Source organism: Agrobacterium sp. CFBP2214 (assembly GCF_030209895.1).
Lineage (GTDB): Bacteria > Pseudomonadota > Alphaproteobacteria > Rhizobiales > Rhizobiaceae > Agrobacterium > Agrobacterium radiobacter.
In genome coordinates this window covers 987,685-1,001,884 of the sequence record NZ_JARVRC010000001.1, presented here as the reverse complement: position 1 = coordinate 1,001,884, position 14,200 = coordinate 987,685, and the positions used below count along the sequence as shown (strand labels likewise).

Genomic DNA, 14,200 nt, shown 5'->3' with positions numbered 1-14,200 from the left:
CGGTCTGTTTGCGTATGGAACCAATCGTGGGACTACAAAACCTGCTGTGCGATCAGGCCTTCTTCTGCCAGCGGCCTTCAGGCGACTGCTGCCAGTAAGTCAGGGAATGTCCCTCTGTTTTCAGCCTTTTCCAGTGATTTCGCGCCATTTCAAGCTGGTAGGCATCGTATCCGTCGAACATGAACACGATACGCTCATAGGCCTCCACCGCTGGCGGCTCTGCGCCATCAACGACAAAGCGGACACTCGCCGCGTTGGCGTTCTCGTCCGACGCCGTCAGGAGAATCGGCTGGCTTTGCGGTGCGGGCGAAGTATCGGTGGCGTGCGGCAGGAAGCTGTCGTCACGAAAGGTCCACAGATGTGTGTCGAGGAAATCACGACGCTCCTCGCCCGCCGTCTGGATCGCGACCTTCCAGCCGCGCTCCAGCGATTTCTCGAGCAAAGGCGGCAACGCGTCCTCCAGCTTCGATTCCGTCAGATGGTAGAACAGAATTTCAGTCATCCGCAGACGTGCCGCCCCACTCGTTTCAATCTTCGTAATGGGCGCGAACGAGTTCGTTCAGCAGCCTGACGCCGTAGCCCGAGCCCCAGGACTGATTGATCTCGGTCAGTGGCGAACCCATTGCGGTGCCGGCGATATCGAGATGCGCCCAGGATGTTTCACCCACAAAACGCTTGAGGAACTGCGCTGCGGTGACGGAACCCGCCAGACGGCCCGAGCTGTTCTTCATGTCGGCGAATTTGGAATCGATGATCTTGTCGTAATCCTTGCCGAGCGGCATGCGCCACAGTTTTTCGGCTGTCACGTCGCCCGCCTGCGCAAGACGCGCTGAAAGCTCGTCATCATTGGAGAAAAGGCCGGCCTGCAGATTGCCGAGCGCAACCGTGATGGCGCCCGTCAGCGTGGCGAGGTTCACCATGAATTTCGGGTTGAAGCGATCCTTGGTGTACCAGAGCGCATCGGCCAGAACCAACCGGCCTTCGGCATCGGTATTGATGATCTCGATGGTCTGGCCGGACATGGAGGTCACGATATCGCCGGGGCGCTGGGCGTTGCCGTCTGGCATGTTCTCGACAAGACCGATGACACCGATCACATTTGCCTTGGCCTTGCGGGCCGCGAGCACATGCATCAGACCGGTGACGGCTGCCGCGCCGCCCATGTCGCCCTTCATATCCTCCATATTGAGGCCGGGCTTTAGCGAAATGCCGCCGGTATCGAAAACGACGCCCTTGCCGACAAAGGCAATCGGCTCGTCCTTCTTGTTGCCGCCGTTCCACTGCATCACCGCAAGCCGCGGCGGGCGCGCCGAACCCTGCGCCACGCCAAGAAGCGCATTCATGCCAAGCTTCTTCAGCTCTTTCTCGCCGAGGACTTCCACCTCGACGCCGAGTTTGCGCAGTTCCTCCGCCTTTTCGGCGAATTCGACCGGGCCGAGAGCGTTCGGCGGCAGGTTGACGAGATCACGCGCCAGAGTAACGCCGCCCGCAACCGCCTCGGACACGGCAAAGGCCTTTTCCGCTTCCTGATGCGCAGCCGTGACGATGACGATACTGACCTTCTTCGGCGTCTTTTCGTCATCGGACTTTTTCTTGGTCTTGTAAGCATCGAAGCTGTAAGCGCGCAGCAGAACGCCAAGCGCGAAATCCGCAGCCGCCTGCCCGCCTGCCTCTACGCCCGGCGCATCGAGATAGATGACGACCTTGTCCGCCTTCTTGAAATTGGCGGCGGCGGTGCCGCCGGCGCGCAGCCAGTCATGGGCGATCAGCTTCGACGGCTTGCCCAGGCCGATGACGAGCAGCCGGTCGGCGGTGGAACCCTGCGGCGCGATCACGTCGAGCGTCGTCATGGATTTTGCGGAAAAGCCCGAGATCTTCGCCGCCCTCTCGATCACGCCGCCCGGGTCGGCCTCGGAAGCACCGGCGACGGCCTGCGCCTCACCCGAGGCTTGCAGCACAACGGCCAGGGCATTTTCCAGCGAGGCGGAATTGGCGAAAGAAATATCGAATTTAGCGGACATGTTTTCCTGCTCTTCTTGGACGACTTGCACGATGCGCATGATCATGGCCTTTTCGGCCGGGGGCGCAACCCCGCATTCTTTAAAGGCCTACAGTCGTTAAAGGAAAGGCATTTTTGTGGAATGCGAAATCACGTCATGAAACCGACAGCTTGTTCCACAAAAAGACACAGGCGACGGAAAAATCGTCGCGCAAAACATATTTGTGAGCATGCCGGAATAGCCAATTGCAAACGATACGATTAGATAAGCGGAAATTCGGCGAGCGATCGCACGAAAAACAATGTCGAACAGGGCCGTATGAAGCTTCTTGAGAACTATATCCTGCGGCGGACAACGCAGATGTTTCTGGTCGCGCTGCTGCCGGTGCTGGCCATCATCTGGACCATCCAGGTTCTCCAGAGAATCAATCTCGTGACCGATACGGGCCAGTCGATGGGTTCCTTCATGGCGCTCGCGACGATGATCCTGCCGACGCTCATTCCCGTCGTGCTGCCTTTCGCGCTTGTCATCGGCATCACCCAGATCTTCACGACGATGAACAATGATTCCGAGCTTGCCATTATCGATGCGGCTGGATCGCCGCGTTCGGTGATGTATCGCCCGGTTCTCATTCTGGCCGCCGTTCTGAGCGCCCTTTCCTTCACCATCACCAATTTCATCGAGCCGCCGGCCCGCAGCTCCGCCCGGCAGATGGTGGCCGCCGCCTATGCCGACCTTCTGTCTTCGGTGATCGAGGAAAAGACCTTCCGCACCATTCAGGATGGTCTCTATGTGCAGATTGCGCAGCGGCAGGGCCGTATTCTCAAGGGCCTGTTCGTCGCCGACCGCCGCGATCCGAATTTCGACCTCATCTATTATGCCAAGGAAGGCATGATCGACGAAAGCGGCACCTCGCTGACCATGCGCGACGGCGAAGTGCAGCAGAAGACGCCCGACGGCAAGGTCTCGATCGTCAAGTTCCTGTCCTATGCCTTCGATCTTTCGACCATGTCGGAAAAGCAGGATTCGGAGCCGTCGCTTTCTCCCGGAGACGCCAGCCTCGGTTTCCTTCTCTCGCCTGACGAGAACAATGCAAGCTACAAGCGCTCGCCGGAGAATTTCCGCAGCGAGTTGCACAAGCGCCTGTCGGACTGGATGTTTGCCTTCTCCTTCGCGCTGATTTCACTGGTCATCGCCGCTGACGCCCGTTCGCACCGCGAGGCCCGCATGCATCCGATGGTCGCCGCACTGGTGACGGCCTTCATACTGCGGTGGCTTGGTTTTTATGTCACCAATCAGATCAAGCAGAGCGCGGCCTTCATTCCGCTGGTCTATGCCGTGCCGGGCCTTAGCGGTGCCGCTGCCGCCTTCATTCTGCTGACCGGCCGCAAGCCGAAAATGCCGAAAGTCATCGCCGATGCGATGGGTCGTCTGCGCCGTCTCTTCTCCAGCCGGATGGCGAAAAGCTCTGGGAGCGGCAACGCATGATTTTCAACACGCTCTCCCGGTATTTCCTGAAACGATATCTGATCACCGCCATCTGGTTCGTGCTCGGCGTATCCTCGATCATTTACCTTGCCGATTTCAGCGAGACGGCACGACGCATGTCCGGCCTGCCCGGCTATTCCGTTCCGGCCGCCCTTGGCCTGACGGCGCTTCGCCTGCCGCTGATCCTGCAGCAGACCATTCCCTTCATCGCCCTCTTCGTCGGCATGACGACGCTGATCTCGCTCAACCGGCGCTACGAGCTGGTGGTGACGCGCGCTGCCGGCATTTCCGCCTGGCAATTCATCCTTCCCTTCGTGCTCGGCGCGGTTTTCATCGGCATCCTGTCCGTCATCATTCTGAACCCCATCGCGGCATGGGGCCAGAACAAGTCGCTGGCGATGGAAGCCGGTCTGCGCAATGAGGCAGGCGGCGGCCGTCAGCAGGAGATCATTCCGTGGATGCGCCAGACAAGTGGTGGCCAGGATACGATCATCGGCGCCAAGAGCTTCGAGGACAACGGAACGATGCTTCTCGATGTGGTTCTGATCCACCTCGACAAGGACGGAAACATCGTCTCGCGGCAGGATGCGAAGTCGGCTAAATTGGAAGATGGTTACTGGCTTCTTAACGGCGTTTCGGAAACACGTGCAGGACATGTGCCAGTTCGGCAAGAGAGCACGCGGATCAGTACCAATCTGAGACGGGAATTTGTCCAGGAGCGCATGACGCAGACGGAAACCGTTGCTTTCTTTGACCTTTCTCACAAGATCGAAGTTGCAAAGTCCTTTGGACTATCTTCAAAGGCGCTTGAGACGCAGTATCATTTCCTGCTATCGACGCCCCTGCTTCTGGTTGCGATGACCTTGATCGCCGCGACCGTTTCATTAAAGTTCAGCCGCTTCGCCCAGTCGCGCTCCGTGATTCTGGGTGGAATCGTTTCCGGCTTCGTGCTTTATGTAGTAACCGTGCTCGTAAGGGCATTCGGGAGTGGTGGTGTTGTCCCTCCCACCGTCGCGGTCTGGGTTCCAGTCGTCGTGGCGTTGGCTTTGGGGGCAACCATTCTGCTTCATCAGGAGGACGGCTAAGTGGCGGTATATGACCGCGGGAATATCAGGCGGCTTTGGACGGCCCTTCTGACAGGTGCCGCTGTGTGCGCGTATTTGGCATCCAGCCCGGTCGCTTTCGGCCAGGATGGTTTGCTTGCGTCGGCAAGCCAAGACGATTCGAAACTCCTGCTTACAGCAAATGAACTGACCTATAATCGCGATTCCCAGCGCGTCATCGCGAAGGGCGTCGTTCGCATGAAATATTCGGGCTACCGCATGGTGGCCCAGCAAGTGGAATATAACCAGCAGACCGGCCGCGTGATTGCCCATGGCAACATCGAGCTGATCGAGCCGGGCGGCAACAAGATCTATGCCGACGAGATGGACGTCACCGACGATTTCGGTCAGGGCTTCGTTAATGCCCTGCGCGTCGAGACCACGGACAATACCCGTATCGCGGGTGAAAGTGCCGAGCGTCTCGAAGGCGACCTGATGGTCCTCAACAACGGCGTCTACACCGCGTGTCTGCCCTGCGCCGAGCGGCCCGAAAAGGCGCCTCTGTGGCAGGTCAAGGCGGAACGCGTCGTTCAGGACGGCAAGACCCATACGATCCGGCTGGAAAAGGCCCGTCTGCAGCTTTTCGGCCATTCGATCGCCTATCTGCCGTTCCTCACGGTTCCGGACAATACAGTGAAGCGCAAATCGGGCTTCCTGTTCCCGCAGATGAGCATTACCGACAATCTCGGTTTCGGCATCGGCGTCCCCTATTTCCACGTTCTGTCCGACACCTCGGACGTGACCGTCACGCCGACCTATTACACGACGCAGGGTCTGCTGCTGCAGGCGGAACTGCGCCAGCGCTTCGAAACCGGCATGCATACGGTCACGATCGCCGGCATCAGCCAGCAGAAGTCCGATACCTTCACGGCCGGCACCAGCGATGCGCTCAACGACAATCGTGGCATGATCGCAAGCAAGGGTGATTTCTCGATCAACCCGCGCTGGGCGTTCGGCTGGGATGCCATGGTGCAGACCGACAATAACTTTTCGCGCACCTATGGGCTGAAGGGTTATAAAAACGACGTTCAGACCAACCAGATCTACCTGACCGGCGCGAGCGAGCGTAACAGCTTCGAAGCCCGTGGTTATTATTTCAACGTTCAGGACACGGACAATACCGAATCCAAGGAACGCAAGCAGGCCATCGTCCATCCGGTTGTCGACTATCGTTATTTCGTGCCGGATCCGATCTATGGCGGCGAGCTTTCGCTGACCACCAACCTGACGAGCATCACGCGCTTGAAGCAGGATGCCTACGCGCTTGGCGGTTATCCGCGCTTCAGCGGGCTTGAAGGCGACTATACGCGCCTTTCCACCGAAGCCGAGTGGAAACGCACCTTCACGATGGACAGCGGCCTGCAGATCACGCCGATCCTCGCTGCACGCGGTGACGCGCTCTGGACGGATATGTCTCCCGCGGCCTTCACCTCGGGCGGCACCTCCTATGCCTATGAGGGCATGATGAATGACGGTGCGGCTTTCCGCGGCATGGTCACCGGCGGCCTGGAAGTGCGTTATCCCTGGCTGTTCACGGCACTCAACAGCAGCCATGTGATTGAACCCATTGCGCAGATTTTCGTGCGCCCGAACGAACAATATGCCGGCCGCCTTCCGAACGAGGACGCACAGGCATTCGTATTCGACGCGACCAATCTGTTCGAACGCGACAAATTCTCCGGCTTCGACCGCATCGAAGGCGGCACGCGCGCCAATATCGGCTTCCGCTATAACGGTACCTTCGACAACGGCTACGGCGTTCGCGCCATTGCCGGCCAGTCCTTCCATCTGGCGGGCGACAACTCTTTCGCCTCCTACGATCTCGTCAATGCAGGCGCCAATTCCGGCCTCGAATCCGACCGTTCGGATTACGTCGCCATGGCTGCTTTCGATGCGCCGATCGGTCTTTCGCTGTCGTCGAGCCTGCGTCTCGACAAGGACGATCTCGACATCAACCGGTCGGAAACCGGCATCAGCTATTCGGATCGCCGCCTCACCGGCAAGCTCAGCTATACGCAGGTCAAGGCGCAGCCGAAATATGGCTATAACGAAGACCGCGATATCATTCAGGCCTCCGGCACACTGCGTATGGACGACAACTGGTCGCTGTTTGGCTCGATCAACTACGATCTGAACGGAAAATTTGCTGCCGAGCGCCGTATCGGCATTGCCTATCAGGATGAATGCACGATCTTGACGGTCAGCTATTCCGACGAAGGCAATATCAATTCCAGCCGCCAGGCCGCCAATGACTGGTCGATCAATGCCCGTCTGGCCTTCCGGACGCTCGGCGATATCAGCATCGGTTCAGCAAACGATGACTGGAACGACATGGATATCGGCTGGAAGCCAAACAACTACTGAGTTTAGAGGCAGGTTACGCAGCATCGTGGCCTGCCTTTTTACCATTTGGCCAGTAAAGCCACGGTTTCGCCGCAACAACACGCCAATGTCGGCCGCGCATGGAACCTATCGGGTTTTCTTTCAACAAACCGACACATTGCCGTCTTGCGGATCGCGATGATATATACGTGGCAAATTTGCGGTGTGGATGCACAGGTGCAGGCCTGAAGAGCGGGAGAGTTCGATGATCCCCTCATCAGACAAAACAGATTGGCGGGACAGGGCAACAGGACCCTGCCCGACGAAAGGGAGAAGGATATGATGAATTTCGGAAAGACGGCTTTGCGTGGCGCTGCTTTTGCCTTTGCGATATTCGCCGTTCCCATGGCCATTGTGCCCTATGCCGGCCAGGCCTTCGCCGACAGCACCGTCAAGATTGTCGTCAACAAGACACCCATCACCAATGACGATATCGCCAAGCGCGTCGCCTTCCTGAAGCTGCAGCGCCAGTCCGGTAATCTCAATGAAAAAGCGCGTGAGCAGCTTGTCGATGAGGCGCTGAAGCGCGAGGAAATCGGCCGCGTGAAAATGTCGGTCAGCACCGACGATGTCGATGCGGCCTTCGCACGCTTTGCCGGCAACAACAAGATGACCCCGCAGCAACTGACGAAGGTGCTGTCGCAGGCGGGTGTCGGCGCCGACCATTTCAAGTCCTTCATCGCCATTCAGATGAGCTGGCCACGTCTTGTCAACGCCCGTTATGGCGCCCGCGGCAAGATGTCGACGCAGGATCTCGTGACCCGCCTGAAGGAACGCGGCGACAAGCCCGTCACCACGGAATATTTCCTGCAGCAGGTCATCTTCGTCATCCCGGAATCGAAGCGTAATGCCATTACCGGCAAGCGCAAGGCTGAGGCTGAAGCCTCGCGCAAGCGTTACCCCGGCTGCGACCAGGCCATGAGCTTCGCCGCGACCATGCGCGACGTGGCGATCAAGGACCTCGGCCGCATTCTGGCCCCCGAACTTCCGGAAGACTGGAAAGCTTTGGTGGAAAAGACCAAAGAAGGCGGCACCACCGGAACGCGCGTGACCGAAAAGGGCGTCGAATATCTGGCCATCTGCAAGCAGCGTCAGGTTTCCGACGACTATGCGGCGGAAATGGTGTTCAAGTCCGAAGACCTGATGAAGGCCAAGGACGGCGAAAACCCGAACGAAAAGAAATATATGGATGAGCTGCGCAAGAAGGCGCAGATCGTCAACACCTGATATTGATACAAGAGCCGGGTCTTTCCGTGACATATGCATCCCTGCCGCTTGCCCTGACACAGGGAGATCCAGCCGGTATCGGCCCCGACATCGCCATCACCGCCTGGGCAAAGCGCCGGGAGAGCGGCGTGCCGCCCTTCATCTTCATCGGCGACCCCGATGTGGTGGCGAGCCGTGCAGCGCTGATCGGCATTCCGGTCAATATCGAGACCTGCGATGCGGAGAATGCCGTCGGCCTGTTCGAACGCGCTTTCCCCATCCTCCCGCTTCCTGTCGGCTTCGACGTGCAGGCCGGCCAGCCGCATGTCGGCGCGGCCCATGCCACGATCAAGGCCATCGAGACCGCCGTTTCCCTGACGGTCGGGGGCAAGGCTGCGGCCGTTGTCACCAATCCGATCGCGAAATCGGTGCTTTACGAGGCGGGCTTCGGCTTCCCCGGTCATACGGAGTTTCTGGCCGATCTCGCCTTGCGCCAGACCGGCGAACAGGTGACGCCTGTCATGATGATTGCCGGGCCCAAGGTCCGTGTCGTCCCGGTGACGATCCACATCCCCGTGAAAGACGTGCCGGCAGCCCTGACGGAAGAACTGATCGTCACGACCTGCCGGATCATCGATGCCGATCTCCGGCAAAAATTCGGCATCGAGGCGCCGCGTCTGGCGGTTGCCGGCCTCAACCCACATGCGGGTGAAGATGGCGCACTCGGCACCGAGGATCGCGATATCGTTCACCCGGCGACCATGCGGTTGCGGAAGGACGGGATCGATGCCTTCGGCCCCCTGCCCGCCGACACCATGTTCCACGATGCTGCCCGCAAGCGGTATGACGTGGCGGTGTGCATGTATCATGATCAGGCGCTGATCCCCGCCAAGGCGCTCGGCTTTGACGATTCCGTCAATGTCACGCTTGGGCTACCCTTCATCCGCACCTCGCCGGACCATGGCACTGCCTTCGGCATTGCAGGCCAGGGCATTGCCAATGAAGCGAGCCTTGTCGCGGCACTGAAGATGGCGGCGGAAATTTCCACCCGCAGCCGGGTTGGCGCTTAATGGCGGCCATCGACGGACTGCCACCACTGCGCGATGTCATCCAGCGCCACGGGCTCGACGCGAAAAAATCGCTCGGTCAGAACTTCCTGTTCGACCTCAACCTCACCCAGAAGATTGCCAGAACGGCAGGGCCGCTCGACGGCGTAACGGTGATCGAGGTCGGTCCCGGTCCCGGCGGCCTCACCCGCGCCATTCTCTCGCTCGGGGCGAAAAAGGTCATCGCCGTCGAACGCGACAGCCGCTGCCTGCCGGCGCTGGCGGAAATCGAGGCGCATTATCCCGGACGGCTCGAGGTCATCGAGGGCGACGCCCTCCAGACCGATTTCGAGGCTCTGGTTCCCGTCGGCGAACCGGTGCGCATCATCGCCAACCTGCCCTACAATGTCGGCACGCAATTGCTGGTCAACTGGCTTTTGCCGAAACAATGGCCACCCTTCTGGCTTTCCATGACACTGATGTTCCAGAAGGAAGTCGGCCAGCGCATCGTGGCTGAAGAAGGCGACAATCATTATGGGCGTCTGGGCGTTCTCGCCGGCTGGCGCACGGTCGCGGAAATGGCCTTCGACGTCCCGCCACAGGCCTTCAGCCCGCCGCCAAAAGTGACCTCCACCGTCGTGCACCTGCTGCCGAAGGACAAGCCATTGCCCTGCGATGTTGCCAAGCTTGAAAAGGTCACGGAAGCCGCCTTCGGCCAGCGCCGCAAGATGCTGCGTCAGAGCGTGAAAAGCCTTGGCGGTGAAACCCTGCTGGAAAAAGCGGGCATCGATCCCACACGACGAGCGGAAACGCTGTCGGTGGATGAATTCGTGACGTTGGCGAACTGCCTCTAAGGCTGGACCAGACACGAAAGCTTGACGACACGGGTTCCCTTCAGGTCCGCGACAGAACTTGATCTGTGGCGCAACCTATAAATTTCCGATGATGAATTTTCGACGATCACGCGCCACGGGAAACCGGTGGCACGGCCACCTCTGCTAACGTGGCTGATTCGGAAGAAACCTTATGAAAAGCGCTGCCTATTTGGGAAATTTTCCGCTTTTCACCTTGAATGACATGATCCAGACCACAATCACCAAGCCCGATCACAACCGGTGCTTGACTCCAAACACACAACTGTAAATTATATATCCATTCCTATTGTACATTTTCCACTTCACAGTTTCAAATATCAGGGGGATCGCGTGAAGATAAGTTATGTTTTGGCCATCTCGCTATTCACGCTTTCCTCATGTGTTAGCGTGACACCTACTTTCGATGAAGCGCTGATGAAGCACATTGAGGCGCTAAACAACGATATCGATAAGATTGATGCCGCAGTATCTGCTGTTTACGAAGATAAAACACCGTTCTCCAAGGTCGAAGGCATATACGTCGACGCAGTATCAAATGTACGTTCGGCAATTTATATTGCCGAAGGCCGCGCAACTTACCTTCGAAACCACGTTTCCGGTAGACCCGCCCAGATTATTCACAAAGCACTGCTGATCTGCCAGGAAGCGCTGATGACACAGTTGGCTGCTCATCGAAAAGCACCCTTTAACGTTGAGACCGCGTCCACATTCGCCACGAAGGAAGCCTGTAGCGTTCCGAAGTTGTTTGAAGCCCGGTTGAAGTGAGGTTCACATGGCAAAGTCACTAGATCTGGATAAATTTGAACCGAAAGATGCGTCGGAACTCTATAAGGGCATTCTGCAGCAGGTTTCAGCGGTTCTCATTTCGCACTTCAATGAAGTCAAAAATGAAATTGCCGTTCATATTAAGTCGATTGCGCAAAAGGCATGGCTAACGCAGGCAGGCCTCAAGAGCGGTACGATTTCCAGAGAGCACGCGGATATGGCCATGCACACACAGGAACTGGCCCTCAGCAGCGTGCTGCTTTATTCTGAGTTCCTCGTTTACGACACCGTCCAGACAGTTCTGAACGCGGTTTTTGGTGTGATCGGTGCTGCAATCAGAAACCTGACGGGCTTCGATCTTGCTTTTGGGCGCAGCTAACTGGAACAGGCCTAACAAATTATCCCATACTGCCCGGGCGATGGGTTCTTCCCATCCCGGCGGATGAGTTAGCTTACCGGAAGCGCTTAAAGCTTCGGTTCTTCCTCAAGCAGCGCCCGCACGAAATCGAACATGCCGTGGCGGCGGTCACGGCGGACGCGTTCGGCCTTCACGATTGCTTCGACAGCCTCGAAGGCGGCCTGCAGGTCGTCATTGAGGATGACATAGTCATAATCGCGCCAGTGCTCGATTTCGGCACGGGAATTGAGGAGCCGGGTCTTGATGACCTCTTCGGTGTCTTCGGCGCGGCGATGCAGGCGCGATTGAAGTTCGGTCATGGTCGGCGGCAGGATGAAGATCGAAACGACGTCGGCTTTCATCTTGTCCTGCAGCTGCTCGGCGCCCTGCCAGTCGATATCGAACAGCATATCGCGACCGGCGGCCATGGCATCTTCCACCGGCCCGCGCGGCGTGCCGTAGAAATTGCCGTGAACTTCCGCCCATTCCAGCAGCGCATCGCTGTCCCGCAGACGCTCGAAATCGCGCTTGGAAATGAAATGGTAGTGGATACCGTCAATCTCGCTCTGGCGGCGCGGGCGCGTCGTAACGCTGACGGACAGGCCGATATTCTTGTCCTTGTCGAGCAGGTTGCGGGCAATCGTGGATTTGCCCGCGCCTGATGGCGAAGAAATCACCAGCATCAGCCCTCGGCGGGCAATCGTGACGGGAGAATTATTCACCGGGACCATGGGGTCTACTCCAGATTTTGGACCTGTTCGCGAAACTGGTCGATCACCACTTTCAGCTCTATGCCTGCTGCGGTTACCGCACTCGCATTCGATTTGGAACAGATTGTATTCGACTCGCGGTTAAATTCCTGTGCAAGAAAATCGAGCTTGCGGCCCACAGGGCCGCCATTGGTCAGCAGTTCCCGGGAAGCCTGAACATGGGCGTGCAACCGGTCGATCTCTTCGCGCAAATCCGCCTTGGTGGCAATCAGCGCCGCCTCGGCATGCAGGCGGTCGCGGTCGAGCCCGTGCAGGCCATCGCCGATAAGCGATATCTGCTGGGCAAGTCTTGCCGCGATCTGTTCCGGCTGACGGGACGGATCATTCTCGATGATGTCCACAAGCTGCTCTATGCGGTTGATATGGCCGGACAGGATGGCGAACAGCGACGCCCCTTCCCGCTCGCGCATGTCCTTCAGCTTCTCGACGGCAACCGCAAAACCGGCCAGCACATCGCTATTACGTGTGGCCTGCGCTTCAGCATCGTCTTCCGCCTCGCGAAAATCGACGAGACCCCGCAGTGTAAGCAACGTATCGAAGCTCAGCGGCTTGTCTTCAACGACATCACCAAGCTCCTTCTTAAGTGCCAGAACCGCAGCGAGCGCATCGCGGTTGATCACGGCCTCAAGCCGGTTTTCCGCAATGGCGAGCGTAAGCCCAGCCTGAATATTGCCGCGGGAAAGATGCTCGCCCGCGATTTCCCGCAAGGCGGTTTCCAGCGCTTCAAGACCGGTCGGCAGACGCAGGCGTACATCGAGCCCCTTGCCGTTCACGGACCGCAATTCCCACGCCCAGCGGTAACGGCCGGAGGTTCCTTCGCTGCGCGCAAAGCCGGTCATCGATTGCAATGTCATATCTGGAAGCCCCCCGTCATGCCGTACAAAACCGGGCCCTGTGGATCACAGGGCCCGGTCGAGATTATCAGTTGTTGGCGGGTTTTTCCGCCTCGGCCCCACCCGGCTGACCATCCACGACAACATCGGGATTGGCGCCGGAAGCAGCCTTCTCAGCCTCGATCTTGCGCCAGCGGCGCACATTGGCGTTGTGCTCTTCCAGCGTCTTGGCAAAGACGTGGCCGCCGGTGCCATCGGCAACGAAATAAAGGTCATCCGTGCGCCAGGGATTGGCAACGGCCTCAAGCGCCGCCCGGCCCGGATTGGCGATAGGAGACGGCGGCAGGCCCTTGATGACATAGGTGTTGAACGGCGTCTGCTTCTGCAGGTCAGACTGGTAAATCGGGCGATCGGACGGTTTGCCATCGCCACCGAACAGACCGTAGATGATCGTCGGGTCGGATTGCAGGCGCATGCCCTTCTTCAGACGGTTGTAGAAAACGGAAGCAACATGGGCGCGCTCGTCATCCTTGCCGGTTTCCTTCTCGACGATCGAGGCAAGCGTGACAAATTCCTCGATGGTCTTGATCGGCAGGTCAGGATCGCGCCGCTCCCAGATCATGTCGATCAGCTTGTCCTGCGCCGCACTCATCTGGTTGATGATTTCTTCGCGCTTGGTGCCGCGGGTAAAGCGATAGGTATCGGGGCGCAGGCTGCCTTCCGGCGGCAGGGCCGAGGGCAATTCGCCGTCCAGCACTTCGTCTGCTCCAAGGCGCGCGAACATCTGCTTCACGGTCAGGCCTTCCGGCAGCGACACGGAATAAAGGATCGACTTGCCGGACTCCAGCAACATCATGATGTCCTTCATCGAGGCGCCGGCCTTGATCTCGTATTCGCCAGCCTTCAGCGTCTGGTCCTTCTGCAGGTAGCTGCCGGTCATCAGGCGGAAGACGCGGGCGTTGGAGACGACGTCGTTGCGCTCGAGATTATTGGCGATCTCGATGATGCCGGCACCATTGCGCACCGTGAAATGGGTGTTCGTCTGAAGCGGACCGGGCTCCTGGAACGCATTGATCATGTAATAGAAAGCGGCAATGGCCAGCACGCAGACCGCGACTGCAAGCGTCATCAGAAAATTCAGAAAGATTACAAGCTGGCCATGGGCCTTGCGGGAGCGCTTGGGCGGCGCCGGTACTTTTTCCGGCCGCAAGGCTTCCGTCGGGGATTTCGGAATGATCGGGCCGCGATTGCCTTCGCCCGCGCCGTTCTGTCCGTATGGTCCCTGGCTGTTCTGGTTCGTGTCGCTCACCGTCGGTCCTTTTCAGTTCGGCGTTG

At 58.6% G+C, this 14,200-nt stretch carries 13 protein-coding genes; 8 read left to right on the top strand and 5 right to left on the bottom strand.

Features of this window, described 5'->3' with window-relative positions; translation table 11 throughout:
• Positions 1-52: 52 nt before the first annotated feature.
• Complete coding sequence (locus QRN60_RS04980; protein WP_003502102.1) at positions 53-502, bottom strand: DNA polymerase III subunit chi; 450 nt, start codon at positions 500-502, stop codon at positions 53-55.
• A gap of 25 nt (positions 503-527) precedes the next feature.
• Positions 528-2,021, bottom strand: a complete 1,494-nt coding sequence (locus QRN60_RS04975; protein ID WP_129564859.1) for a leucyl aminopeptidase — start codon at positions 2,019-2,021, stop codon at positions 528-530.
• A gap of 297 nt (positions 2,022-2,318) precedes the next feature.
• On the opposite strand from QRN60_RS04975, the gene QRN60_RS04970 reads away from it, so the two are divergent.
• The 8 genes from QRN60_RS04970 (at position 2,319) to QRN60_RS04935 (ending at position 11,244) form a co-directional block, all read left to right on the top strand.
• On the top strand, positions 2,319-3,488 hold the full coding sequence (locus QRN60_RS04970) for an LptF/LptG family permease (RefSeq protein WP_003502098.1): 1,170 nt from the start codon (positions 2,319-2,321) through the stop codon (positions 3,486-3,488).
• On the top strand, positions 3,485-4,573 hold the full coding sequence (gene lptG, locus QRN60_RS04965) for an LPS export ABC transporter permease LptG (protein ID WP_111792517.1): 1,089 nt from the start codon (positions 3,485-3,487) through the stop codon (positions 4,571-4,573). Before QRN60_RS04970 ends, lptG begins: the two co-directional genes overlap by 4 nt.
• Complete coding sequence (locus tag QRN60_RS04960) at positions 4,574-6,955, top strand: LPS-assembly protein LptD (protein ID WP_003502095.1); 2,382 nt, start codon at positions 4,574-4,576, stop codon at positions 6,953-6,955. It abuts the gene before it with no gap.
• A 297-nt stretch (positions 6,956-7,252) separates the two neighbouring features.
• Positions 7,253-8,200 (top strand): SurA N-terminal domain-containing protein, encoded by a 948-nt coding sequence (locus tag QRN60_RS04955; RefSeq protein ID WP_003502094.1) that lies wholly within the window; start codon positions 7,253-7,255, stop codon positions 8,198-8,200.
• Positions 8,201-8,226: 26 nt separating this feature from the next.
• Positions 8,227-9,249: a 4-hydroxythreonine-4-phosphate dehydrogenase PdxA gene (gene pdxA, locus QRN60_RS04950; protein ID WP_111781035.1), complete on the top strand. Its 1,023-nt coding sequence runs from the start codon at positions 8,227-8,229 to the stop codon at positions 9,247-9,249.
• On the top strand, positions 9,249-10,079 hold the full coding sequence (rsmA, locus tag QRN60_RS04945) for a 16S rRNA (adenine(1518)-N(6)/adenine(1519)-N(6))-dimethyltransferase RsmA (protein WP_003502092.1): 831 nt from the start codon (positions 9,249-9,251) through the stop codon (positions 10,077-10,079). Before pdxA ends, rsmA begins: the two co-directional genes overlap by 1 nt.
• 351 nt (positions 10,080-10,430) lie before the next feature.
• On the top strand, positions 10,431-10,865 hold the full coding sequence (locus tag QRN60_RS04940) for a hypothetical protein (RefSeq protein WP_236761714.1): 435 nt from the start codon (positions 10,431-10,433) through the stop codon (positions 10,863-10,865).
• Positions 10,866-10,872: 7 nt separating this feature from the next.
• Positions 10,873-11,244, top strand: a complete 372-nt coding sequence (locus QRN60_RS04935; protein WP_111834278.1) for a hypothetical protein — start codon at positions 10,873-10,875, stop codon at positions 11,242-11,244.
• 86 nt (positions 11,245-11,330) lie between these two features.
• Here the strand turns inward: QRN60_RS04935 and gmk are convergent, their stop codons facing one another.
• From gmk to mltG, 3 genes are all read right to left on the bottom strand, one after another.
• Positions 11,331-11,993, bottom strand: coding sequence for a guanylate kinase (gmk, locus tag QRN60_RS04930; protein WP_003502089.1), 663 nt, complete (start codon positions 11,991-11,993; stop codon positions 11,331-11,333).
• 5 nt (positions 11,994-11,998) lie between these two features.
• A complete protein-coding gene (locus QRN60_RS04925; RefSeq protein ID WP_020810362.1) occupies positions 11,999-12,886 on the bottom strand; it encodes a YicC/YloC family endoribonuclease in 888 nt (295 codons plus the stop codon).
• Between the two features lie 67 nt (positions 12,887-12,953).
• A complete protein-coding gene (gene mltG / locus QRN60_RS04920; RefSeq protein WP_003502086.1) occupies positions 12,954-14,174 on the bottom strand; it encodes an endolytic transglycosylase MltG in 1,221 nt (406 codons plus the stop codon).
• Between the last annotated feature and the right edge of the window lie 26 nt (positions 14,175-14,200).